We start from the raw sequence: 22,500 nt of genomic DNA on the forward strand, positions 1-22,500 counted from the left end.
GCGGGGTGGAGCAGCCCGGTAGCTCGTCAGGCTCATAACCTGAAGGCCGCAGGTTCAAATCCTGCCCCCGCAACCAACGATCCCTGCGACTGCACCAAGCCCTTGCCCTGCAAGGGCTTTTTTGCGTTCTGGCCCTCATCCGTCCGACCAAGGAGCATGTCCAGAAGCGCCTCTTCCTTCAGGAAGTCCGGGTTCTTCCTGCCACTGGCGAAGGTCAGGATCGCAGCCAGATCGCCGCGCAGCACGATCACCAGTTCCTCTCCATCGGGAACCAGTTCGATGCGGCTGACAAGCGTGCGCAGCCGTTCGGCGGCCTTTGCTCTCGTCGCTTCATTGTGAAGCTGATCGTGCAGTGCTTCGATCTGTTCATGATAGATCTTGGCCATGTTTGGATGCAGAAGGGCAGGCGGCTCTTCCGCGCCGTCGAGAAAGGCTTTGAGTTCCTTCTTGCGCGTTTCCAGTTTCGTGCCGCGTTCTTTTACCATTTCCACGGTCAGCGCCTCTTTGAGGTAAAGATCGAGAATCCTTTCAAGTTCGCGATCGATCTTCTTTATCTCCGTTTCTGCTGCTTCAATGGAAACGCGTGCGGCGATCCGGGCCTTGTTCACTTCCCGCGTAAATTCCTCGCAGAAATCCTTGAACAGTTCCGGCTCCATCAAATGCCTGTCGAGGCCGTTGAGTACGGAGGCTTCGAGCGTGTCGCGCCGGATGTTGAGCCGATTGTTACATGTTCCCTTGTTACGAGAATTGGTGCAGCCCAGCAAATCCTTGGAAATCATTGAATAGCCGCCACCGCAGCAGCCGCACTTGATCAGGCCCGTGAACAGATGCTTTGGCCGACGTTTCTCGCACAGGTAGTTCTCTGTGGTGTCTGACCATGGATCGTGTGCGAGCTTCTGTTGCCGTTCTTTTACGGCATCCCAGATGTACTGATCTATGATCCGGAGATCAGGAACGTCCTGAATTGCCCATTCGCTTTCCGGGTTCGGGCGCGATACGCGCTTACCGGTATCGGGGTCTTTGATATAACGCAGTCGGTTCCAGACCAGCTTGCCGATATAAAGCTCATTGTTAAGGATGCCGCTGCCGCGCTTCGGATTACCGTGAATGGTGGACGGCCCCCATTCGCTGCCTTGCGGTCCTGGTATGCCTTCGCTGTTCAGCGTCATCGCGATCGCCCGCGACGACTTGCCTTCCAGGTAGTCCGAGAAGATACGGCGAACCACATTCGCCTCAGCCTCGTTGATTGTACGCTCGCCGCGACTGGCTTCTCCGGCCTGATCGAACTGGCGCAAAACATCATAGCCGTAGCAGAGGCCGCCGCCTGATTTGCCGTCCTCGATCCGGCCGCGCAGGCCGCGCCGTGTTTTGTCGGCAAGGTCTTTAAGGTAGAGTGCTCCCATCGTCCCTTTCAGGCCAATATGCAGCTCGCTCACTTCGCCTTCGGAGAGCGTGACGATGCTGACGCCGGCAAAACGCATCCGCTTGTAGAGGCCGGCAATGTCTTCCTGATCGCGGGAAAGCCGGTCGAGGGATTCCGTCAGGATCACATCGAAGCGGCGCTTCAGTCCATCGGCAATCAGTTCCTGCACACCGGGCCGCAGCAGCGACGAACCGGAGATCGCCCGGTCGGTATAGCTGTCAACGACGGTCCAGCCCTCGCGCTCGGCACGGGTACGACAAATGCGAAGCTGATCCTCAATCGAAGCGTCGCGCTGATTGTCGGACGAATAACGGGCGTAGAGCGCAACTCTCATGAGACAGCCTCCCTATTTGCGGAGGCGTTTACGGGTGGCGCGCTCCTGTTCGGCTTCAACGAATTGGCGTGCGGCTTCGCGGGCAAGCATTCGGACGAGTTCACGAAGGCGCGGATCAGGCTTCGACGGATCGTAGGTCGGCATGGTGTCGGATGACACGAGGACCACCCGAACCTTGCTTGCCGTTTTCCCGCTCCGCTTTGCCACAGAATGTTCCTCGCCGCTGAGCGGACCATTCCGCTTCGGGGAAAGACTGGGCCGGAAACCGGCCGATGGGAATGCGAAATCGCGGGCATTTTGGCGACCTCCGTCATAGAGCGCAGTCCTTCATCGCGCCGTTTCGTAACCAAGCGTAGATCAGGCGGCGGGAGTAGAGGGCCTCAACCTGAGAATAGCTGAATTTTGTGCCGTGCGAATCCCCTAAAATTGAAAAAACGTTTTTTTATACAGCGGAAATCAACATCTGGAGTATTGGCCCAAAACTACGTCTCTTGATGATGATCTTAGCTTGTAAAGCTGAATGATTAAAAGTGGACAATTGTACTCATGTATCATCCTAATGACCTTTCATTGCGAGCCTTGAGTTTCGCAGATATCGAGTCCATTGCGAGCCAATTGCCTGTCGTACTGGGCGCGGGGGTATTTAGACCGCTCAGAAACAGCCCGACGATGGAAGGAATAATGGTGGGGCAGGAAGTTCAGGATGGGCTTTTCGCAACAGGTTACGATGTACGTTTTCTCGATGATATTGTTCTGGAGGAAACGGTCGAACCTTCGTTGCTTTGTGCTGTTCCTCTGTCAGGACAGGTTTCGCCTATGGAAGTTGAAGGATTTGGCAAATTGACCTTCGAATCCTCCAGCCCGATTCTCCTGTGCTTTGGCCAACCGGGTCACTGCCGAACATTTTGCAGATCCGGGCAACACAGCGCCGTTGGTGGCTTCACGATCCGCCAAAGCTTTCTCGACCGCGTTGCAGAGGCAGGAAATGATCGAGCAATACAAAATCTGAGGCGGTTATTTGAAAAAGACTTCTCAGCAATCCGTTTTCCAGCATCAACCGAACTGCGGATAGCCGCAGCAAAAACGCTTGATCTTCAATATAGCGGAACGCTTGCCCGTTTGCATCTGGAGAGCTGCGCCTTGGCTTTCGTGACGGAGGTTGCGCGGTTGATCAATGAGATTGGTTGTCGAGCAGAGGGGGTCTCGTCGCGCCATTATGATCAGGTTGTGCGAGCGCGTGATTTACTGGATGAAAATATTGCCAGGCCACCGACTATTGAAGCGCTGACAAAGATGCTCGGTGTCAATGCCACCACGTTGCGCTCAAATTTCCTGAAGATTTACGGCACGACGATTTTCGGTCATGTCCGAAATCGGCGCCTGGAAGTGGCGCAATTTCTGCTTCGTACGCATGATCTCAATATCTCTGAAGTCGCCTATCGTGTCGGCTTCACCAATGCGGGCGCGTTTTCCAGTGCTTATCGTAAACATTACGGCTATTCGCCTCGTCAGGAAACGACCTCGAAACCCTAATAATTTTGTTCTGACAAAGAGAAACTTCGTTCCGCCGAAGTTGCGGCCCCCGATTCTGGATAAGTCGATCCGAATGCTGGACACTTTCTATGGGGTAAATGGATGCGAACGAATATACGAGCCGCCTGGATAGGTGGTACTGCGATGGCAGTAGTCATAACTTTTTCAGAAAGCATAAGCGCGCAAGAGACTGTAGAGAATACCGGAACTGTTCTCGATACGATTACGATCACCGCTCGTAAGCGTGCGGAGTCAGTTCATGATGTACCGATATCGGTCACGGTAAAGGAGAGTGGTGACCTTGCCGTGGGTACTATCGATACTGGTGCCGACTTGGCACGTGAGACGCCGAACTTCAATTTTGTCGATTTCGCTGGCCCCGGTGGAAATTACGCCACCATGCGCGGTATTGGACCGCTCGGCAGTCCGCTCAATTCGCTTGATAATACAATCGGCTTTTCGGTCGATGGCGTTCCGACCAGTTCGTTCGGTTTTTCACCGACATTGATGGACGTCGAACGCGTTGAGGTCCTTCGCGGACCGCAGGGAACCATGTTCGGCCGTAATGCGCTGGGGGGTGCGGTCAACGTCATCAACAAGCCGGCAGATGGAACGCGCGAGTTCCGGCTGAATACAGAATATGGCAGTGATAATTATGCGCTCGCAGAGGCAATAGCTGGTGGCTGGATAGTTCCGGATCAGCTTGCGGGCCGAGGTGTGTTGCGGTTCCAGAATTTCGATGGCGACATTCCTAATCCGATCCTCGACCGCACGGAGGGTGCTGCGCGAGTGCAAGCGGGCCGGGGAACGGTAACATACACGCCTGACAATACGCTGACGATGACCCTTTCGGGAGGGTTTGATTTCGATAAGCGTACCAATCCTCTTTATCTGCTGAAGGAACATCCCGATTACCCGATCAGCGGAGTGGATGTACCTCAATATGGCAAGCGGGAGATGGGGTACGGCAACTTCACTGTGACGAAGGACTTTGAGAACTTCTCACTGACCTCGATTACTGGCTACCAGCATATCGACGTGTCAATCATGACAGACGATGCCGAGGGTTTCCTATATGATGTCGCCTATCCAGGCATGGGTGTAGATTATAACCAGCCGGGTCTTTTCTATGGCACATCCTATGAAACCGAAAAGCTTTTCACACAGGAAGTCAGGCTGAATTCGACAGAAGGCTCCCCGGTTTCATGGGTTGCAGGGGTCTCATACTTCCGTTCCGATTACACCATGGATCGGGACCAGACGAACCTGTTTTCATCGACGCTGAATGGAGCGAACGATACGGATATCCTGAGCCAGACATGGGCGGCGTTCGGCGATATATCGGTTCCGCTATCGGACAGGTTGACCGCTTCCGGTGGATTGCGCATCGCTCATGATCGTCAGGAAATGGATTCACTGTTTGTGTCAAATGGTTTTCCCGGAACGGTGCCGTCCTTCGCGCAGGATAGGAGTTTCGAAGATACATATCTGACCGGCCGTGCTGCACTATCCTGGAAATGGAATGACGATTTGATCAGCTATGCGTCTATTGCACGTGGCTACGCCTCGGGCGGCTTCGAGCGCTATACCAGTAACGCTGCCAACGGCATTGCTTCAGATCCTTTCCTGCCGTCGACCGTTTGGACTTATGAAATCGGTACCAAAACCATGTTGCTGGATCAGCGTGTCGAACTGAATGGAAGCCTGTTCTACAATGACGTCAAGGATGGTCAGGTAACGACCTTCGATCCAACCACCTTCATTGTCGGTTTCGCCAATCAGGATTACCGCAGCTACGGGTTTGAACTTGAGGGAAAATTTACAATTACAGAAAATTGGGCGCTGACTGGGGGAATAGGTGTCAGCAGGTCCGAGCTTCGTGACGTTGATCCGAACACCATAACGGGTGCAGTGAACGGAAATGCAGTGCCGAACTCACCTGAGTTCACGGCCAATCTTGGGGTGGAGTTCAGCAAAGCTGTTACCCTATTTGGCATGGATGGCCGTGTGGCTGCTGCCGCCGATTATCAATATGTTGGCACGCGAGAGGCCGATATCCAAAACTCCTTCAAGCTCAACGACTACCACCTGGTCAATCTGCGGGTTGGTTTGGAACAGGACAATCGCAGCGTCTATGCGTTTGCACGCAATGTGTTCGATGAGCGACCCGAATTTTTCGGTTCGACCTTCGGGCCGACAGCGCACAGCCTCATTATCGGCCGCGGGCGGGTTATCGGCGTGGGAGCCAGCGTGTCGTGGTAGGCACGCGTAACCTGACCGCGGTTGCCTCTCTGAATGTCGTCCAGGGGTTGCCAGCCTATTTCTTCACGCTTGGCTTGCCAGCCCTCATGCGTGAGGCAGGCGCTTCGCTGGATGTCGTGGCGCTCACCTATATCGTCTGGTTGCCTTGGGCGCTGAAATGGCTTTGGGCTCCGCGTTTCGATCAACCAGTCACCCCACCTTTCGGCGCACGCATTCACTGGATGCGTGCGCTCCCCGTGTTTATGGCTGCTGCGTTTGCGGTACTTCTTCTGATGTCACCAGCGAGCCATCCGGTGTTTCTGCTTTCACTGGCACTTATCGGGGCGGTCATCGGCGCAACACTTCAGGTGGTTCTGGCCGCGTTCGTCCTTGAACGTTTCAGTGAAGACCAACGTGCGACAGCCAATGCTTTGCAGGTTGCCGGGATGACGGCGGGGAGCTTTCTCGGGGGAGGGGTTCTGCTGTATCTCGGCGATTGGCTTGGCTGGCATGCGGGCATCGTCATGGTGGTGGTGCTTCTCCTGCTTGCTTCGCTTCCAGCTTGGCTGATAGGCATTCCTGCCGAAGCCGATCGGCTAGGCAGGCCTGTCGAAACTTTGGCGTTTCGCCCATGGAAGGCTGTTTCTCAAAGTTCCGGCCTTGTCGTCATTATTATGGTTCTTGGTGCAGGTGCCGCTGCCGGGGATGCGCTCATCGCTGCAATTATGATCGACAAGGGATTTTCATCGTCGGATGTCGGCTGGATGCTCGGAATGGTAGCTCTCGGAATCATGATTCCGGTATCGGGCCTCGCCGGTATGCTGGTTCATACCCTGGGCGCGGGGCGTTCGTTGGCATTGCTTCTCCTTTTCAAAGCGGCCCTTTCCGCGACGTTGGCATTCGCAAATTCCATTGATCCAGCCGCACTGGCGATGGTTTCCGTCGTTTCATTCTCTCTTGGCGCAGCGACGATGGTGGCCTTCTGGCAAATTTACATGAGCAACGTGGATCCCGCACATTCCGCAACGGGCTTTGCTTTCTTCACGTCGTTGGAAGCTCTGTTACTGATGATTGCGGGGATTGGCGGCGGGCAGATCGCCGCGCTGACAGGTACTACCTGGCTTTATGCCCTCTCCAGCATCGCCGCTTTGATGTGTGCATTTGCAATCATGATTTCCAGTCGGGTTTTAGAAGTATGAAAGCTCTTTTTGTCGAGCGATGGCCGTTTCTTGCCGTCTCCGCTCTTTTGTCCATTGTGGCGACCGGGGCAGGGTTGGTTCCTTTCATTGCCGTCTATTGGATTGCGGTGCAAATGCTCTCAAAAGGAGCACTCGAACCGGATATGCTGTGGTGGCCCTTGTGGGTTTCAGCGGTCGCTATAATTCTGAAGGCCTTGCTCGCAGCGGCTTCTTCCCATCTGTCGCATGTTGCAGCCTATAACATTCTGCACGATTTACGCGTGGCGCTCGCAGCAAAGCTGGAACGCGTGCCGCTTGGTTATTTTTCATCGCATTCCAGTGGCAGTCTCAAGAAAATCATCGCCGATGATGTTGAGCAGATCGAAGAAGCCGTTGCGCATGCCATACCGGATATTGCAGCTGGCGTTGCGGTTCCGTTGCTGTCAGCAGCAGTATTGTGTTTTATCGATTGGCGGCTGGCGTTGGCGGCAATCGCCATGTTCCCGGTTTTGATCTCGATCTATCCGCTGACTCTTCGTGCCACAAAGCCGCACAGCATCGCCTATTTCGGCGCACTCGCTCGCTTGCGATCCGTCACTGTACAGTATGTACAGGGCATGAAAGTTATACGCGCGTTCCTTGCGGCGGACGCCGCCTATACGGATTTTCACAAGGCGGTCGATGATATGGCGGATATCGGAGAACGATTCTCCACCGCTTCGCTGGTGCCGATGAGCGTGCTCTATACGGGTCTGCGTGCCAATGTACTTGTGCTGATACCTGCGGGCAGCTTGCTTTATCTCTCAGGTGAGATCGGAGCTTCGGAATTCATCCTGTTTCTGCTCATCGGCATGGGCATGAATGCGCCGATCCTCAAACTGCTCTTTACCGGCGGTAGCTTTTATTGGCGCATAAAGGGGGCGGGCGCACAGATTCATGAATTGCTCGAAGCCCCGGAACTTGCTGAGCCCCGCATGCCAATCCGGCCGCAAGGCCATACCGTACGCTTTCGAAATGTCACTTTCGGCTATGATGAAAAGCCTGTTATCGAAGCTGTGGATTTTGAGGCGGGCGAAAACAGCATGACTGCCCTGGTCGGTCCTTCCGGCTCAGGAAAGACGACGCTGGTCAAGCTGGCTGCACGTTTCTGGGATGTGCAGCAGGGCAGCATCGAGATCGGCGGTGTCGATGTGCGCCTCATGTCGCGCAACGATCTGGCCTCAATGATCAGCTTCGTTTTGCAGGAACCATGGCTGATGAACGACACCATCCGCGCCAACATTCTTTCCGGGCGACCGGAGGCGACGATGGAAGAAGTGGAGGACGCGGCGCGCCGCGCACGGGTGGAAGAATTTGCGGCATCCCTGCCGCAGGGGCTCGACAGCCCCGTAGGTGAAGGCGGACGCCAGCTCTCCGGAGGGCAGCGGCAGCGGGTGGCTATTGCACGCGCAATATTGCGGGCAACGCCTATGGTGCTTCTCGATGAGGCGACCGCCGCGCTTGATCCCGACAACGAGGCTCTGGTTCTCGAGGCGCTTTCCGAATTGGCGCGCGGCTGCACCGTGATTGCGATTGCACATCGGCTGGATACGATTCGAAATGCAGACCAGATCGTCTATCTCGAAGCAGGGAAGGTGAAAGCGACCGGCTCTCACGATAAGCTGAAACAGAACTGCGCGCCCTATACCCAACTGTGGCGTTCATATGAAGATGTGGCCGATTGGCATCTTGACCGGCAGACTGCCCAGGAGGCAAGCATACCGGAGGTGATAGAAAATGCTCCCGCAGCGCATGTCGACGAACCAGAGCTTCCAGCCGGGATCGTTGCCTTGTTTCTTCATCTTGCCGGCCCCATGCGTTCGCTTCTTTTGAAGCGCGGCATACCTCTGCTGTTCCTTGAAGGACTGTTTTTCGGCGCCCCGGTATTCGCCACCTATTTCACACTCGATGCAATTCTTAAGAACCAGCTGACCTTGCCGGCGTCGTTGCTCTACACGGGTGTGACGGGACTGTGCTTTTTTATCCATGCACTCCTCAACATCTGCTCCCATCGCGTGCTTTGGAAAGTGCAGGTAAAGGCTGTCGCCTCTCTCCAGCATCGTCTCGGCAGACATCTGCGGCGGGTTCCACTGGGAAGCTTGCAAGCGCGGGACACGGGTGTTCTCGAAACGCTGATCACCCAGCACGCAACGGAACTCAATTTCGTGACGCCGCCTTCACAGGCGATGCGTGTTCTGATTGGTCCCATACTCGGATTCCTTGTGCTGATATGGATCGACTGGCGTCTTGCGCTCGTCGCTGTGGCGACATTGCCGTTCTTCGCGGCGATCGTTTTGTGGAGTGAGCGTATTTTCAAGTCTGTCTGGAAAAATCTCGTCTCATCCCAGGAGCAGTTCAACAGCCGCATTCTTGATTTCGTGCAGGGCATGCCGACACTCAGGTTGCTAGGTCTTGGTGAAAAAGGTTTCGTCTCGCTGTCGCAGGCGCTGGACCATCACCGCCGCGTGAGCCGGGAAACGGTAACGCGACTTACTCCGACCGTCGCGGTGGGATGGATCGTACTCGACCTTGGCTTCTGCGCATTGCTTTTCGCTGGTGGATTGATGGCCGCTACAGGCGAGATGGAGCCATCGACCTACCTGCTTTTCCTTGTGATCGGTCTTGTCTTCTACGGTCCGATTGCCGATGCATTCGATCTGGCAGCTTATCGCCGTCTGGTTGAGCGAACCATGGCGCGCGTTCGAGATGTTCTCGGATTACCGCTGTTGTCGGAGCCGGAAAGTCCATCTGTTCCCCGGTCACTCGATATACGCTTCGAGAATGTCAACTTCTCCTATGGCGAGGTACCTGTGCTTCGAGGAATTGATCTTGAACTGAAAGCCGGCCTTATTCATGCGCTTACCGGGCCATCTGGCACAGGAAAATCAACGATTCTTGCTCTTCTTGCCCGCTTCTGGGACCCGGATGAGGGAAGAATTACTGTCGGTGGTGTTGACCTCCGCCAGATTTCATCGGCCATGAGGTCAAGGCTGTTTGCCCCGGTTTTTCAGGATACATATCTCTTTGATGACACCATTGCCGCCAACATCCGGATTGGTAAACCCGAAGCAACATACGATCAGATTGTGTTAGCAGCACAGACGGCCCATTGCCACGACTTCATCATGTCACTTGAAAACGGCTATGAAACTGGCGTGGGTGAGGGGGGATCACGCCTTTCAGGTGGAGAGCGCCAACGGGTGGTGATTGCACGGGCCATCCTCAAGGATGCGCCGATCCTTCTACTGGATGAGGCAACAGCTTCGATCGACCCCGACAACGAGCATGAGATCCGCATAGCTCTTGCCCGGCTTTGTGCCGGAAAGACCGTCATTATTGTTGCGCACCGCCCAAATACCGTTGCGAATGTCGATCATATCATCGCTATGGAAAGTGGAAGGATTGAAATATGTCAGGCAAGAGGTATCAAAAATTAATATGGCAAAACTAAAATGTGCATAGAGCACTTATAAGGAGCGCTTCGCGCTCTTTGTCCTGATCGGCCGCGGCTGGCGCCTTGCCGATCGTGAGGGGAAACCAAGGGGTCTTAACCCCTTTCTCCCCTCAAGTTCTGCCTGCGCATGGCAGGGTCGCCCGCGTCTCAGGACGATTCACTGTTTTAATGGTCTTCATTTTCCAATCCGTCCCGCTTGCGCGCAACCCGGCCATGCTCGCCGGCACTTGTCCCCTTCCATCCCCGCGCGCTCACGCGCCCCCGGAAGGCATGTCGAGGGACATGCCTTCGGCATTTACGGAAAGAAGGATTGGAACAATGGCAAGGACTGCGAAGAAGACGAAGGCCGTCACTGTTGTGACGGCGGAAAATGCGGTGGCGGATGCGGAAATCCGCAGCGTCGGAGATGTGGCGATGGAAGTTGTGGCGGCATTGCCCGCGCCGGAACCTATCTCGGACCCCGATATGACCGCAGAAACTGAAACCGTCGCGGAAACCGTGACCGGTACGGAAATCTTCATTCCCCTCAACGAGCTCAAGAAGTCGCCCCGCAATGCGCGTAAGACCCCGCACAGCGAGGCGCATATCGAAGCGCTTGCTGCCAGCATCGCCGCCAAGGGGCTTTTCCAGAACCTTGTGGTGGAGCCGGAACTGAACGAGACAGGTGAAGCGACCGGCTTCTATTTCGTGACCATCGGAGAAGGCCGCAGGCTGGCACAGCTTTTGCGCGTCAAACGCAAGGAAATCAAAAAGACGGAACCAATCCGCTGCGTTCTCGATATCGCCAACGACCCGCAGGAAATCAGCCTTGACGAGAACGTGACGCGGGCCAGCATGCACCCCGCCGACCAGTTCGAGGCGTTCCGTGAACTTACGGAAAATCGAGGATGGGGAGCGGCGGAAATCGCCGCCCGCTTCGGTGTCTCCGAGCATGTCGTGAAGCAGCGGCTTCGCCTCGGCGCAGTCAGCCCTAAACTGATGCAGCTTTACCGTGATGAAATCCTGACACTGGACCAGTTGCAGGCCTTCACGATTACCGACGACCATGCGCGGCAGGAACAGGTTTACGCCAATCTCGGTTATAATAGAGAGCCGTATGCCATCCGGCGCGACCTGACACGGACCCATGTGCAGGCAAACGACCGCAAGGCCATCTTTGTCGGAGCGGAAGCCTACACGGAAGCGGGCGGTTATATCGTCCGTGACCTGTTTACCGAAGATCGCGGCGGCTATTATGACGATCCCGCGCTTCTCGACCGGCTTGTGCTCGAAAAGCTGGAAGGCATCGCCGCCGACATTCAGGCGGAAGGCTGGAAGTGGGCGGAATCCTCCATCGACTTCCCTTATGCGCATGGCATGAGCCGCTTCTATCCGCACACGCTCGAATTGTCGGAAGAAGACGAAGCCGCCTATGCCGCAGCACAGGACGAGTTTGATCGCCTGACAGCGGAATGGGAGAACACGGAAGAAGACTTGCCGGCTGATGTGGACCAGCGTTTCGCGGAACTTGAAGCGGACATGGAACGCATCGACGTCAAGCGGGAGGGATACGAGCCGGACCACGTTGCGCGAGGCGGCGTGTTCGTCACGCTGAACCATGACGGAACCGCCCGTATCGAACGCGGTTTCGTCCGGCCCGAAGACGAGGTACCGGAGCCGGAACCGGAGGAAGAAGAGAACGCGGCAAGCGACGGCAATACCGTCATTGATGGCGTTCGCGTCAATGCCGACGGCGAAATCATCGAAGACGGTTCCAGCCCGGACCCCGATAGCGACGGTGACGAAGAACACGACGAGGAACCGGAAGGAAACGCAGGCCAGCCGGTTTCCGATATTCTCACCCGCGACCTGACAGCCCACCGGACGCTTGGCCTTCGCCTTGCACTTGGCGAGCAGCCGGAAATAGCCTTTATCGCCGTCACCCATGCGCTTGCCGCGCAGACCTTCTATCTCGGCGCGAACGCTCACACTCTCGAAATCCGCCCGACCAAAGCGCACCTTGGCGACCATGCGGGCGGCATCGAGGATACGGCGGCGGCGAAGATGCTGGCGGATCGTCATGCCGGATGGGCTTGCGACATGCCGCAGAACGTGGCGGACCTTTGGGACTTCATCGCAGGTCTGGACCATGCCAGTGTCATGGCGCTGTTTGCGCATTGCGCATCCTTGACCGTCAATGCCCTGAAACTGCCTTGGGAGCATAAGCGCCGCGCTTATGAAACCGCCGACAAGCTGGCGACGGCGCTTGCGCTGGACATGAGCCAGTATTGGACCCCGACCGTCAGCAGCTATCTTGGCCGCGTCACCAAGGCCCATATCCTTGAGGCTGTCGTGGTTGGGGTAGGCTATGGAGCCGCCGAGCGCATCAAGGACAGGAAGAAGCAGGAAATGGCGGAAGACGCCGAGCGGCTTCTGGCCGGAAGAGGATGGCTTCCGCCGCTTCTGCGCACCGAGCGGTCCGCATGGCTGGACGAGACGCAGCAGGCAGAGACGGAAGCGGAAGCCGAAACCGTTGCGGACGCACCAGAAACCGCAGAACCGGAAGACCTTGCGGCGGATGCGGCGGAACCGGCCATGCCGGAACCGGAAGCATTGGAGCTTGCCGGACCCGATGCAGAAGAAGGTATGCCGACCGATGCAGCAGGTTTTGTCGAACCGGAGGACGCGCCCACCTTGGATGACGTGCCGGACCCTGATGTGCCGGAACCGGAGGAAATCGCCCCGGATATGGAAGACGTCGAAGACGGCGCGGCTTTCTACGAAGCCGCCGAGTGAACCGCATGGCTGGAGCCGCATACGCGGTTCCGGCCTCTTTTCCCATTGCTCCGAGGGTAGTTCCGGCCGTGCCGCAATCGGCGCGGCCGGAAGCCTCGACCAGATCGCAGGAACCACGACAATGAATATCTATGCCGAGCAGCGGGCAATGTTGGCCCGCTTGGTCAGAACGCGGGACGAAACCCCCGCCATATCGAAATCATCAGGCGGCAGATCGAGAAGCGTGCCGAGCGCATGACCATCACCGCCCGCCTCAAGACCCGCCAGTATGGCCGCATGAAATCCACTTGGACCCGCGACGACGAACGTGACTATCGGGAGAATGCCGCGCAACTCCGTTTCTAGCGGCGCGGCGAAATCGACGCGCTCACCCGCAAGCTGGAACGGCAGGACGCGGCTATTGCCGCCTTCCGTGACCGTTACCGGCTTAACGAGGATGCAGCGCGATGGGCCGCACCGGAGGAATTGGCGTCATGACACGGCGATTTCCCCGAACTGAAACCCTGATCCCCGACGATCTGCGCGCCGCGCTGATCGCCAATGGCCGCGCCAGCGAGGAACGGGAGGATTTCGACCCGCGCCCTGTCGTGAAGCTGTTCACCCCGGACGGTTCCGCGACATGGCTGATAACCGAAGCATATGAGGAACCGGACGGCGATTTACGCATGTTCGGCCTCTGCGATCTTGGCAGTCCCGAACTTGGCTACGTCATGCTGTCCGAGATCGAGGACGTGCGCGGCGGGCTTGGTCTGCCGGTCGAGCGCGACCTGTATTTCAGGCCCGAATATCACCTCAGCCGATACGCCGAAATCGCAAACCACGCCGGAAGGATTGTCGCCTGAAACACGTTCCGGCGCGTCGGACCCTGATGCGCCGGAACGGCCAACCGAATGAACCGCATGGGAGACTGGAAATGATCGTGCTGATTACATTGTCCGTCGTGCTGATTTTCGCCATGTGTTCGCTCGCCTATATGCTGGCGACCTATGCCGTGCCGTTCCTGTTTGCCGTCATAGCAACCCGCTTCGCCTTCGCAACCGGAGCCGGTTATATCGGCGCTGGCATCGTCGGCCTGTTTGCAGGCGTGGCTTCCTACGGTTTCCTAGCCTATCTCTATGCCACGCTGCGCTCGCCGGGATTACGTCTGGCCATCGCCCTGTTATTCGCGGCTCCCGCCGCTATTGCGGGCTTCGTCCTGGTGCATGGCATCGCCCGCGAAGCCGTGCCGTCCGAAGTCTGGCGGAAAATCTTCTCTCTCATCGGCGGCGCGTTCGTCGGAGCGTCAGCGTTGGCGAGGCTGGCCGACCCGTTCATGTTCCACGAGGAATAAGCAGCCCAAGGTGGCGTGAGGAGGAGATACCGCGTTCTTCTCAAAGATGGGGATAAATGTTATCCATTGGAGAACAAGTGTTGTATTTTTGAGAACTATTTCGTACATCTAGATTGCGACCGGGAAGGCACCACGCACAAGCGGCGTCTTATGACGCTTGGAGACGATGTGGTCTCTTCCTCTTATTGGCGCGGCAACGCTGGCTCCCGGTATCGGGCGGACAGCGGCGGCGGGCCGGTAAGGATCGCCTTGCGTGAGCAGGCGATCACGGTGGCTTAGAGGTGCTTCGTCTGAGCCTTTCTTGGAGAGCGTGACACCAGACAATTCCGTCTGGTGCTCTGAGAAAAAGGACTCAGCCATGACCTACGATGATGATCCCCCGGTCGCCGGGCGAAGCTCTCTCAAGAAGCCTGCGGCGTACTCTAAGTGGAGTCGCCGTGGACGCAGTATGCGCCGCATTCTGCTTTTGGTTTGGAAAATTGCTGCATTGTTTGTCGCAGTTATTCGTGCCGTCCGTTGGGTGTTTGAGAACCTCTAAGTTACCAATGTGCGAGATTGAGAGATGTTGAACGAAGCTCTGAGATTAATCCGGGTTTACCACGATATGAGCAAGGCTGAACTTGCTCGCGCGCTTGGTTTTTCTCGCTCGTTTATCAGTGAGCTTGAAGCGGGTAACAAGAAGGTTACGCTTGAGACGATTGAGCGCTATTCAGGCTATTTTGAAATTCCGGCATCTTCGATCATGCTTTTTGCCGAGCGGACAGGAGACGCGGACCTTTCAGAGCGGGCGCGGACATTCGTTGCCGATAAGGCGCTAAAGATGCTTGATTGGGCGTCGACAATTTCAAAGCGGAAACGGGAAGACGAGGACTGATCTTGGCGCTTCATGCTCTTAACCAGTCACAGCTATATAAGGTTATGTCTCCTGCGGATTTGGCGCGGCGTTTGGGTATACTGGCTGAAGATTTGGAAGAGCTTGCAAATCGTACCGACAATTATAAGCGCTTTAAAGTCGGGGCGCAGAAAAAGCGTCACGTGCAAGAGCCTAAAGATCGGCTGAAACAGGCGCATAATAAGGTGACGCGGTGGTTGAGTCGGATCGAAACACCCGATTATCTCCATTCAGCCGTTCGCGGTCGGTCGTACATAACCAACGCTGCCGTTCACAGTGCTGATAGCAACTTGGTTAAGGTAGATATACGTTCATTCTTTCAGAACGTGACTACCCATGCCGTCTATCTTTTTTTCGCGAAAACGATGAAATGTCGCGGAGACGTTGCTATGCTTTTGGCGAAGCTGCTCACGGTAGATGGACATTTGCCAACGGGAAGTTCAGTCAGCCCGATTCTGTCCTACTTCGCGCATAAACCAATGTTTGATGAAATCGCTAAACTGGCTTCGCATGTTGATCTGCGGTTTACGGTATATGTCGACGATGTGTGCCTAAGTGGTGAAAAGGCCTCAAGATCGGTTCTGTTTCAGGTTCGAGGCATCATAGCGAAACATGGATTGAAGTCGCACAAATGCCATTTCTTTCCGACCGGTGTTCCACGCGTGGTCACTGGAAATGCACTGACGCTTGGTGGTGTTCGCTTGCCTCATGTCCGGCATCTGAAGATCAAGAAGGCATTTGATGAGCTTGATAAGATGGCTGAAGGACCGGCACGTGAAAAAGCGTTGAAAGCATTGAAAAGCCGACTTTATGAAGCCGCCCAACTGGAGCCTGTCTGGGGGGCTCGTGCTCGCTCTTTGTTTGGAAGGAAGGCGCAAGTCACGTCGTAGAATCTTTACAGCGATTTTGAGCACTGCGCCCTTTGCAGATAATAGGGTGAATTCGGGCGTCTCCCTACGGGCCGCGCTCTATTCGCCGTCTGCGACGACTCAAGAAGCCCCTTGCGGGTCTTCGCCTTCGGTGACGATCGCTGACGCAAGGGATGGTGGCGGCGGACATTCGCCCGGAAAAGCCAACGCTTCCACAAGGCCGGGCCGATGGCCTGTTCAGCCCATGACACAGCAGCACAACCAGATCAGGGCCAGTTCCTCATTGTCCGCCTCGACCATGCTTGCATGGAGGCGGCCGAAGAGCAGAACAAGAAATCGCCCAGCTTCACCGAAAGGCAGGGACTGCGCCGCGCTGGACAGGCAGTCTCCTTCCATGCCGCCCCGAACCCGCCGTCTCCAGCAAACAGCGATGGCGAAAGTCCGGCCCGTTTTCGGTTTCGCCTCATGACGGACGAGAGGGAACTTCACCGACTTGACGTTGAGGTTGAGGGGCTTGCCTGCGAGGGAGCCAGCGAAACCATTGTCGGCGCAGAAGAAAGCGCTGACCGACAGCAGCCACGCCATGATTTCCTTTTTCCGCCGACCAGACCACGCCCACCGCGATCTCGATTGATTTGGTCTGACCGAAGACCGGCGACGCAAGCGCCGCCTCGATCTCAATCCTGCAACGTCCGGCGACAACTTTTTTCCGCCGCCCAACCACCCCATGCGGCGAGCCGCATGGGGACCCCGGCTTGGCTTTGCATCGCGAAACAAAAAAGCTGCCACCGGCCGCCCTCCATTTCATTCCGGCCCCGAAGGGGTGCAGGCCGATCGTCCCCGGTCCATCGACCATCATCGAGACCGCGATGGGCGCGGCCCGATCAGCAGAAGGAAATAATGTCATGGCTACTATCGGCACTTTCTCCCGCACCGACAACGGCTTCGCTGGCTCGGTCAAGACCCTCAACCTCAACGTCAAGTCGGTGAAGTTTATCCCGGCCGAAGGCGAAACCGAAAACGGGCCGGACTTCCGCGTGTTCGCCGGAGCCACCGAGTTCGGAGCGGCATGGAAGAAGCAGTCCGTGCAGGGCAATTCCTACCTCTCGGTGAAGCTGGACGATCCCTCGTTCCCCTCTCCGATCTATGCGAGCCTGGTCGAGGCGGACAATGAGGAACTGGCCCTGATCTGGTCGCGCCGCCGCGCCACCAACTGAACAGGCCACCGGCCCGGCCCCGCGAAAGCGGGGCTTCGCCTTGCTCACCCCCGCCGCCGCCATCATCAATACGGAGCGTTGCGCGCGCTTTGTCCTGATTGGCTGTAGCTGAAGCCTTGCCGATCATATCAGAAGGTCAGTTGGTCGTGGTTGCCGCAACGTGCAGGCTCACGTCTGCTTTCTCAGCCGCCATTTTCAGGCGCTTGTCGCGGGTCCATAGGCTGGCCCCTTGACCGAGCAGGACGGACGCCAGCAGATGGGCATCGGTATAGCCGATTCCCATGCTGAATAATCCGTGGCGGTCGACCATCGTCAGGATTTCGTCATGCGTGGCGACGGTTGCCTGTCGCTGCGCCGCCAGAAAGCCCAGCACATTGGTTCGGTCTCGCAGGCTGCCAAGCGCCAGTTCGCCCGTTACGAACGGATGGCAAAGCAGCAGGTGGTTTTCGATAACGCGGCGCAACTCCGCGTCGGAGAGGCGAAAGTGATCGATCCAGATCGACGTATCGACAAGGATCACTTTGCGGCCTCGTTGCGGCGGCGCGGTGCAGCTTCGGCATCAGGCATCGTCCCGCCCAGAGCGATCAGGCGTTTCCCGGCCTCGACACGCACAAGGGTTTCGAGCGCCTGCCGGACAACAGCCGCCGTTTCTTTCGTGCCAGTCAGCGACCTCGCCTTTTCCATGAGGTTGTCATCGATATTGATCGTGGAACGCATCTGCCTGTCTCCATATTTATCACCATAAATGGCACCATTTGATGCTGATTTCAACGCCGATGACGAAGTGCGAGAAGGCGGAGCGGTCCCTTCGCTATGCAGGTTTCGACTGCCATCAATCCATGCGGAGCGCTCCGCGCCCTTTGTCGTGATCGGCTGCGGCTGAAGCCTTGCCGATCGTGAGGGGAAACCAAGGGGTCTTAACCCCTTTCTCCCCTCAAGTTCTGCCTGCGCATGGCAGGGTCGCCCGCGTCTCAGGACGGCTCACTGTTTTAATGGTCTTCATTTTCCAATCCGTCCCGCTTGCGCGCAACCCGCCCATGCTCGCCGGCACTTGTCCCCTTCCATCCCCGCGCGCTCTCGCGCCCCCGGAAGGCATGTCGGGGACATGCCTTCGGCAATTACGGAAAAAAGGAGCAAGGACCATGAATTATCATCTCGCCACCCGGTTCGGCCGCAACAGCCACCAGATCAGCGGGCGTGAAGCGCTCGACAACGAGGCGCTATTTCGGCACGTTCCGGCCATATTCGCCCGCGAACCGCATGATAGCCGGTCGGAGCGTTACGTTTACGTCCCCACCATTGAAATCGTCGAAAGCTTGCGCCGCGAAGGATGGTTTCCGTTCTTTGCCGTGCAGGCGGTGCCCCGCGATGGCGACCGCATGGGACACGCCAAGCATATGCTGCGTTTGCGCCGTGACGGCGGCATAGGCAAGCCGGAAGCGGCGGAGGTTATTATCGTCAACAGCCACGACGGAACGAGCAGTTACCAGATGTTCGCCGGTATGTTGCGTTTTGTCTGCACCAACAGTCTGGTTGCAGGAGAGCGTTTCGAGGAAATCCGCGTCCCGCACAAGGGCAATATCCAGCATGACATTATCGAAGGCGTTTATACCGTCGCGGAAGATTTTCCGCGCTTGATCGATGCCAGCGAAACGATGAAGGAAATCAGGCTTTCAACGGATGAACGGCATGTGCTGGCGGAGGCGAGCCTTGTCGCCCGCTATGGCGAAGACGAAAGCCCAATCCGCCCGGACCAGATCATAACGCCGCGCCGCCGCGAGGATAACGGGGAAAGCCTCTGGATGACCTTCAACGCCATTCAGGAAAATATGATTAAAGGCGGCTTGCATGGGCAGCGGCGCGATGATGCAGGCCGCATCCGGCGCAGCCAGACCCGCGCTATTAACGGTATTGACCAGAATGTTACCCTCAATCGCGCACTCTGGACGCTGGCGGAAGGAATGCAAAAACTCAAGACCCGCTGATCATGAAAGCCGTGGAGCCGGAAGACCGGCTCCAAGTCTTCCTGTTTCTGGTGTCTAGGCGGTTTTTTCGCCGCTCGCCGTGCTGCGCACGGCTCGCAAGATCACGCACAGTTTTTTCGACCGTCCACTTTACTCTTTTCCGGAATCACTAGTATATTGGGTAGAAGAGTATTGGCCTGTCGGCAACTGCTTTCCCATGAGCTTACGGGAAAGAGTTGCCAGAAACCTGCGTCGGTTGCGACATGATCGGTCCATGTCACAGGAGGAGCTTGCTTATCGCGCCAAGATCAACCGCAATTATGTCGGTATGCTTGAGCGGGAGGAATATGCTGTTTCCATCGACACACTCGAAAAGCTCAGTATTGCTCTTGATGTCGATCCGGTTGAATTCTTTCGCGATGATGGGTGACAGACGCTAACGGGCAGACCTATACTTTTTGCTAAGACGTTTCAGGGATAAGGTTATTCTGCAATTGCGGATATTACCGTCATGAAGCTGTCACCTTGCAAATGGATAAAATACTGGTCCGTTTTGAGCGTGGTTTTCGGCGAAGAGGCCCCATGAACAAGCCTTTGAGGGACGATGGACCACCCTTGACCGACAGGGTGAACGCTTATGATGAAGTCCATCTGGTAACCTATCTTCGTCTTCTGGACGCCGACGAGGAAGGCGCTGACTGGCGCGACGCCGTGCGCATCATTTTCGGTATCGATGTTGAAGCCGACCCGGAACGCGCCAGACGCATTCATGAAACGCACCTTGCCCGCGCCCGCTGGATGACCGAGATCGGCTATCGTCATCTTCTCCAGCCACCCATGCAATAGCTGCTCCGGCCGGTTTCATTTGAGATCGTTTGTATTCCAATTAACTGTATTCCGGCTCCGGAAACTTCCCCAATACTCCCACCATCCCAAGGTTGAGTTCCCAAGGGGAGTGGCATGGAAGCATTGCAGGACTGGACTTCGCCCCGGTTCGATGACGAGCTGGGCCATCTTGAGCGCGGTGGTGTGACCTTCGAATTTCTCCGCCGCAACAAGCGATACCGGAACGACTACAAGCAGGCGCTGTCCAGCGCCGCTGCCGACAAAACGAAACAGGCGGAAGCCTCACAGCACTTTTGCCAACGCTGGGGTGTCACCTTTCCCGGTTGATCCATTTCAGCCGGCCTCGGTGGCACGGCCGCTCTGGCATCCGCGGATGTTTCCTGCAACCGTCATCGTTGAACCCGTACCGGCAGGCTTCAGCGGTTGCCCGTTGCTCGATCCGCTCGCGCCTGCCTTTGCAGGCCATATGGCGGCGGACGGATTTCATGCTGTCGTCAGGGACAAATACGGCGATCATTATGTCTGGCTTCCGCAGGGGCAGCGGGTCATCAATGCCGTCATGTCGATTCCGCCTGACGAGTATTATAACGAGCGGGAGCAATGCGTCAGGCGGTTTTACAGCTGGCTGGCCGGAAAGCCGTCCGGCCCGTTGCCGCGCTGGTTACGCTTTTCCCGTTACCAAATTCACAGGTTTAGCCTGATGCTGCGCGTGTGGGACGGCGTACAGGCTGGCGCATCGCGTCAGGAAATCGCCAGCGTCCTTATCAACAGCGAACTCGGTAAGCTGCGTTCCATCGACTGGAAAAACACGCCTGAACGCAGGCGTATCGCCCGACTTTTGGGCGCTGCGCAAGAATTGATCGACGGCGGCTATCCGCGCCTGCTTTGCCCGTTTCAGAAATTTCCCGACAATCCGCGCGATGGCTGACCTCTGCCGTTCGTCGGCTTTGGTGTGACCGGCATGGGGGGACATTTACGCAGGCGATTATTTTGTCACTCCGCCCGGCCGCATATTTTTCGCCATCCTCGCAACCGAACCGCCGTTCCGGTGGCAACTGCGATGGAGGTCCACATGCAACAGAAGATAGAAGAGAATTGGCCGCGTTTCGTGCGCACCGTGGAAGCTGCCCACCTTCTCGGCCTCTCTCCCCGGACGCTGGAAAAGCACCGTTGTGACGGAACCGGTCCGATCTATCGCAAGCTCGGCGGTCGTGTCGTCTACACCGTCGCCGATCTTCAGACATGGATTGATGCCGCCGCCCGTCTATCGACGTCCGAAGCCGCACCACCCCGACTTGTGCAGATGCTGGACACCGACGCAGACACCGCCCTTGCCATTGATGCGTCGTGCTAACCGGACGCCGCCATGTCCTCGTATCGGATATATCAAGGTCAGCAGCTTGAATTGTTCAGGCCATGCGGCGGCGACATCGCCACCCGCGATGCGCAGGATCTCATGGCGTGGCCGTTTTTCTCGCTGGCCAAGTCGCGCCGCGTGACGCCGATCGACTTCCGCATGGGGGACATATCGATTCGCGTCGAGGCGACGGCCGAACACGGCATGGCGACGATCTGGGACGCCGATATTCTTATCTGGGCCGCTTCGCAGATCGTTCAGGCCCGCGACAATGGCTTGCAGACCTCGCGTTTCATGTTCGCCACGCCTTACGAAATCCTCTCCTTCATCGGCCGTACCGATTCTGGCCTGAACTACGACCGGCTGAAAGCGGCATTGGACCGCCTTCAATCGACAACCGTTGTCACCTCGATCCGCCAGCCTTCGGAAAGGCGGCGGCATCGCTTCTCATGGATCGCAGAATGGAAAGAACAACTGGATGCAGCTGGCCGGCCGCTCGGCATAGAACTCATCCTGGCGGATTGGTTCTATGCCGGCGTCATTGACGACGCTCTGATCCTCACCATCGACCGCGCCTATTTCGATCTGATGGGCGGTCTTGAACGCTGGCTTTATCGTCTCGTGCGCAAGCACGGCGGGAGCCAGACATGGGGCTGGAGCTTCGATCTCGAACACCTGTACCTAAAATCCGGTAGTCTATCTCCTTTCCGGCGGTTCCGTTTCGAACTGCGCACCATTGTCGAGCGCCAGCCGCTTCCAGGCTATCACCTCGCGCTTGCCGAAAACCCTGATGGCAGGCAACGGCTAACGTTTCGTCCCGAGGCGCCGAAGAAAATCATTGTATCTCGTAAGCGAGCAGGGGGCGGGCAATGATTGGTTCAGCTTGCGGCTTTGGCCGGTGGATAAGGTGTGGACAGGCCCGTACTATCAGGAACGCTGCAACCCGTACTATCCGGAACGCGATTCCCGTATGGACTTGCCCTTATTTAGTGGAGAGGTTCTGTCACTAATTTACGGTTTATCATCTCGAACTTGATCGGTGATTTAT

General features: G+C 56.8%; 25 protein-coding genes. 18 read left to right on the forward strand and 7 right to left on the reverse strand.

The window, feature by feature from the left end; all coding sequences use genetic code 11:
* Window positions 1–32: 32 nt before the first annotated feature.
* The gene (locus FIB18_RS23385) at window positions 33–1,757 is read right to left on the reverse strand and encodes a recombinase family protein (RefSeq protein WP_140023254.1); all 1,725 of its coding nucleotides are present in this window, start codon (window positions 1,755–1,757) and stop codon (window positions 33–35) included.
* 12 nt (window positions 1,758–1,769) lie between these two features.
* Window positions 1,770–1,964, reverse strand: coding sequence for a hypothetical protein (locus FIB18_RS23390; RefSeq protein ID WP_140023214.1), 195 nt, complete (start codon window positions 1,962–1,964; stop codon window positions 1,770–1,772).
* Window positions 1,965–2,303: 339 nt separating this feature from the next.
* On the opposite strand from FIB18_RS23390, the gene FIB18_RS23395 reads away from it, so the two are divergent.
* From FIB18_RS23395 to FIB18_RS23415, 5 genes are all read left to right on the forward strand, one after another.
* Window positions 2,304–3,290, forward strand: coding sequence for a helix-turn-helix transcriptional regulator (locus tag FIB18_RS23395; RefSeq protein WP_140023216.1), 987 nt, complete (start codon window positions 2,304–2,306; stop codon window positions 3,288–3,290).
* Window positions 3,291–3,434: 144 nt separating this feature from the next.
* On the forward strand, window positions 3,435–5,552 hold the full coding sequence (locus FIB18_RS23400; RefSeq protein ID WP_235894962.1) for a TonB-dependent receptor: 2,118 nt from the start codon (window positions 3,435–3,437) through the stop codon (window positions 5,550–5,552).
* Window positions 5,546–6,730 carry an MFS transporter gene (locus tag FIB18_RS23405; RefSeq protein ID WP_158295741.1) on the forward strand — a complete coding sequence of 395 codons (1,185 nt, stop codon included), beginning with the start codon at window positions 5,546–5,548 and terminating at the stop codon, window positions 6,728–6,730. The genes FIB18_RS23400 and FIB18_RS23405 overlap by 7 nt, the downstream gene beginning before the upstream one ends.
* Complete coding sequence (locus FIB18_RS23410; RefSeq protein ID WP_140023222.1) at window positions 6,727–10,185, forward strand: ABC transporter ATP-binding protein; 3,459 nt, start codon at window positions 6,727–6,729, stop codon at window positions 10,183–10,185. The genes FIB18_RS23405 and FIB18_RS23410 overlap by 4 nt, the downstream gene beginning before the upstream one ends.
* Before the next feature lie 335 nt (window positions 10,186–10,520).
* The gene (locus FIB18_RS23415; RefSeq protein ID WP_140023224.1) at window positions 10,521–12,977 is read left to right on the forward strand and encodes a ParB/RepB/Spo0J family partition protein; all 2,457 of its coding nucleotides are present in this window, start codon (window positions 10,521–10,523) and stop codon (window positions 12,975–12,977) included.
* A gap of 129 nt (window positions 12,978–13,106) precedes the next feature.
* Here FIB18_RS23415 and FIB18_RS24895 read toward each other — a convergent pair whose 3' ends face one another.
* A complete protein-coding gene (locus FIB18_RS24895; protein WP_158295742.1) occupies window positions 13,107–13,310 on the reverse strand; it encodes a hypothetical protein in 204 nt (67 codons plus the stop codon).
* 140 nt (window positions 13,311–13,450) lie between these two features.
* On the opposite strand from FIB18_RS24895, the gene FIB18_RS23425 reads away from it, so the two are divergent.
* Together FIB18_RS23425 and FIB18_RS23430 are read left to right on the forward strand one after the other, a co-directional pair.
* Complete coding sequence (locus tag FIB18_RS23425; RefSeq protein WP_140023226.1) at window positions 13,451–13,819, forward strand: DUF2958 domain-containing protein; 369 nt, start codon at window positions 13,451–13,453, stop codon at window positions 13,817–13,819.
* Window positions 13,820–13,890: 71 nt separating this feature from the next.
* Complete coding sequence (locus tag FIB18_RS23430; protein WP_140023228.1) at window positions 13,891–14,307, forward strand: hypothetical protein; 417 nt, start codon at window positions 13,891–13,893, stop codon at window positions 14,305–14,307.
* Window positions 14,308–14,415: 108 nt separating this feature from the next.
* On the opposite strand, the gene FIB18_RS23435 is transcribed toward FIB18_RS23430, so the two are convergent.
* Window positions 14,416–14,667: a hypothetical protein gene (locus tag FIB18_RS23435; RefSeq protein ID WP_140023230.1), complete on the reverse strand. Its 252-nt coding sequence runs from the start codon at window positions 14,665–14,667 to the stop codon at window positions 14,416–14,418.
* Between FIB18_RS23435 and FIB18_RS23440 the strand changes: the two genes are divergently transcribed.
* The 3 genes from FIB18_RS23440 to FIB18_RS23450 are packed head-to-tail and all read left to right on the forward strand — an operon-like array spanning window position 14,666 to window position 16,089.
* On the forward strand, window positions 14,666–14,845 hold the full coding sequence (locus tag FIB18_RS23440) for a hypothetical protein (RefSeq protein ID WP_140023232.1): 180 nt from the start codon (window positions 14,666–14,668) through the stop codon (window positions 14,843–14,845). The genes FIB18_RS23435 and FIB18_RS23440 overlap by 2 nt on opposite strands.
* Window positions 14,846–14,869: 24 nt before the next feature.
* Entirely contained in the window at window positions 14,870–15,181 is a 312-nt protein-coding gene (locus tag FIB18_RS23445) for a helix-turn-helix transcriptional regulator (protein WP_140023234.1), read from the forward strand.
* A 2-nt stretch (window positions 15,182–15,183) separates the two neighbouring features.
* A complete protein-coding gene (locus FIB18_RS23450) occupies window positions 15,184–16,089 on the forward strand; it encodes a reverse transcriptase family protein (RefSeq protein ID WP_140023236.1) in 906 nt (301 codons plus the stop codon).
* Window positions 16,090–16,305: 216 nt separating this feature from the next.
* On the opposite strand, the gene FIB18_RS23455 is transcribed toward FIB18_RS23450, so the two are convergent.
* Window positions 16,306–16,653: a hypothetical protein gene (locus FIB18_RS23455; protein WP_235894963.1), complete on the reverse strand. Its 348-nt coding sequence runs from the start codon at window positions 16,651–16,653 to the stop codon at window positions 16,306–16,308.
* A gap of 320 nt (window positions 16,654–16,973) precedes the next feature.
* Here FIB18_RS23455 and FIB18_RS23460 point away from each other — a divergent pair, with 320 nt between their 5' ends.
* Complete coding sequence (locus tag FIB18_RS23460) at window positions 16,974–17,285, forward strand: DUF736 domain-containing protein (RefSeq protein ID WP_140023256.1); 312 nt, start codon at window positions 16,974–16,976, stop codon at window positions 17,283–17,285.
* Between the two features lie 136 nt (window positions 17,286–17,421).
* Here FIB18_RS23460 and FIB18_RS23465 read toward each other — a convergent pair whose 3' ends face one another.
* Both FIB18_RS23465 and FIB18_RS23470 read right to left on the reverse strand, forming a co-directional pair.
* Entirely contained in the window at window positions 17,422–17,805 is a 384-nt protein-coding gene (locus FIB18_RS23465; RefSeq protein ID WP_140023238.1) for a type II toxin-antitoxin system VapC family toxin, read from the reverse strand.
* Window positions 17,802–18,002, reverse strand: coding sequence for a type II toxin-antitoxin system VapB family antitoxin (locus FIB18_RS23470; RefSeq protein ID WP_140023240.1), 201 nt, complete (start codon window positions 18,000–18,002; stop codon window positions 17,802–17,804). The genes FIB18_RS23465 and FIB18_RS23470 overlap by 4 nt, the downstream gene beginning before the upstream one ends.
* Window positions 18,003–18,427: 425 nt before the next feature.
* Between FIB18_RS23470 and FIB18_RS23475 the strand changes: the two genes are divergently transcribed.
* The 7 genes from FIB18_RS23475 (at window position 18,428) to FIB18_RS23505 (ending at window position 22,325) form a co-directional block, all read left to right on the forward strand.
* Window positions 18,428–19,270: a DUF932 domain-containing protein gene (locus tag FIB18_RS23475; RefSeq protein ID WP_140023242.1), complete on the forward strand. Its 843-nt coding sequence runs from the start codon at window positions 18,428–18,430 to the stop codon at window positions 19,268–19,270.
* Window positions 19,271–19,466: 196 nt separating this feature from the next.
* Window positions 19,467–19,679, forward strand: coding sequence for a helix-turn-helix domain-containing protein (locus FIB18_RS23480; RefSeq protein ID WP_140023244.1), 213 nt, complete (start codon window positions 19,467–19,469; stop codon window positions 19,677–19,679).
* 152 nt (window positions 19,680–19,831) lie between these two features.
* Window positions 19,832–20,095 carry a DNA -binding domain-containing protein gene (locus tag FIB18_RS23485; RefSeq protein WP_140023246.1) on the forward strand — a complete coding sequence of 88 codons (264 nt, stop codon included), beginning with the start codon at window positions 19,832–19,834 and terminating at the stop codon, window positions 20,093–20,095.
* Window positions 20,096–20,209: 114 nt separating this feature from the next.
* The gene (locus FIB18_RS23490; protein WP_140023248.1) at window positions 20,210–20,422 is read left to right on the forward strand and encodes a transcriptional regulator domain-containing protein; all 213 of its coding nucleotides are present in this window, start codon (window positions 20,210–20,212) and stop codon (window positions 20,420–20,422) included.
* A 46-nt stretch (window positions 20,423–20,468) separates the two neighbouring features.
* The gene (locus FIB18_RS23495) at window positions 20,469–21,023 is read left to right on the forward strand and encodes a DUF2285 domain-containing protein (RefSeq protein ID WP_235894964.1); all 555 of its coding nucleotides are present in this window, start codon (window positions 20,469–20,471) and stop codon (window positions 21,021–21,023) included.
* 144 nt (window positions 21,024–21,167) lie between these two features.
* On the forward strand, window positions 21,168–21,449 hold the full coding sequence (locus FIB18_RS23500) for a helix-turn-helix transcriptional regulator (RefSeq protein WP_140023250.1): 282 nt from the start codon (window positions 21,168–21,170) through the stop codon (window positions 21,447–21,449).
* A gap of 12 nt (window positions 21,450–21,461) precedes the next feature.
* Window positions 21,462–22,325: a replication initiator protein A gene (locus FIB18_RS23505; RefSeq protein WP_140023252.1), complete on the forward strand. Its 864-nt coding sequence runs from the start codon at window positions 21,462–21,464 to the stop codon at window positions 22,323–22,325.
* The last annotated feature ends 175 nt before the right edge of the window (window positions 22,326–22,500 follow it).

This window comes from Brucella pecoris (assembly GCF_006376675.1).
GTDB classification, from domain to species: domain Bacteria; phylum Pseudomonadota; class Alphaproteobacteria; order Rhizobiales; family Rhizobiaceae; genus Brucella; species Brucella pecoris.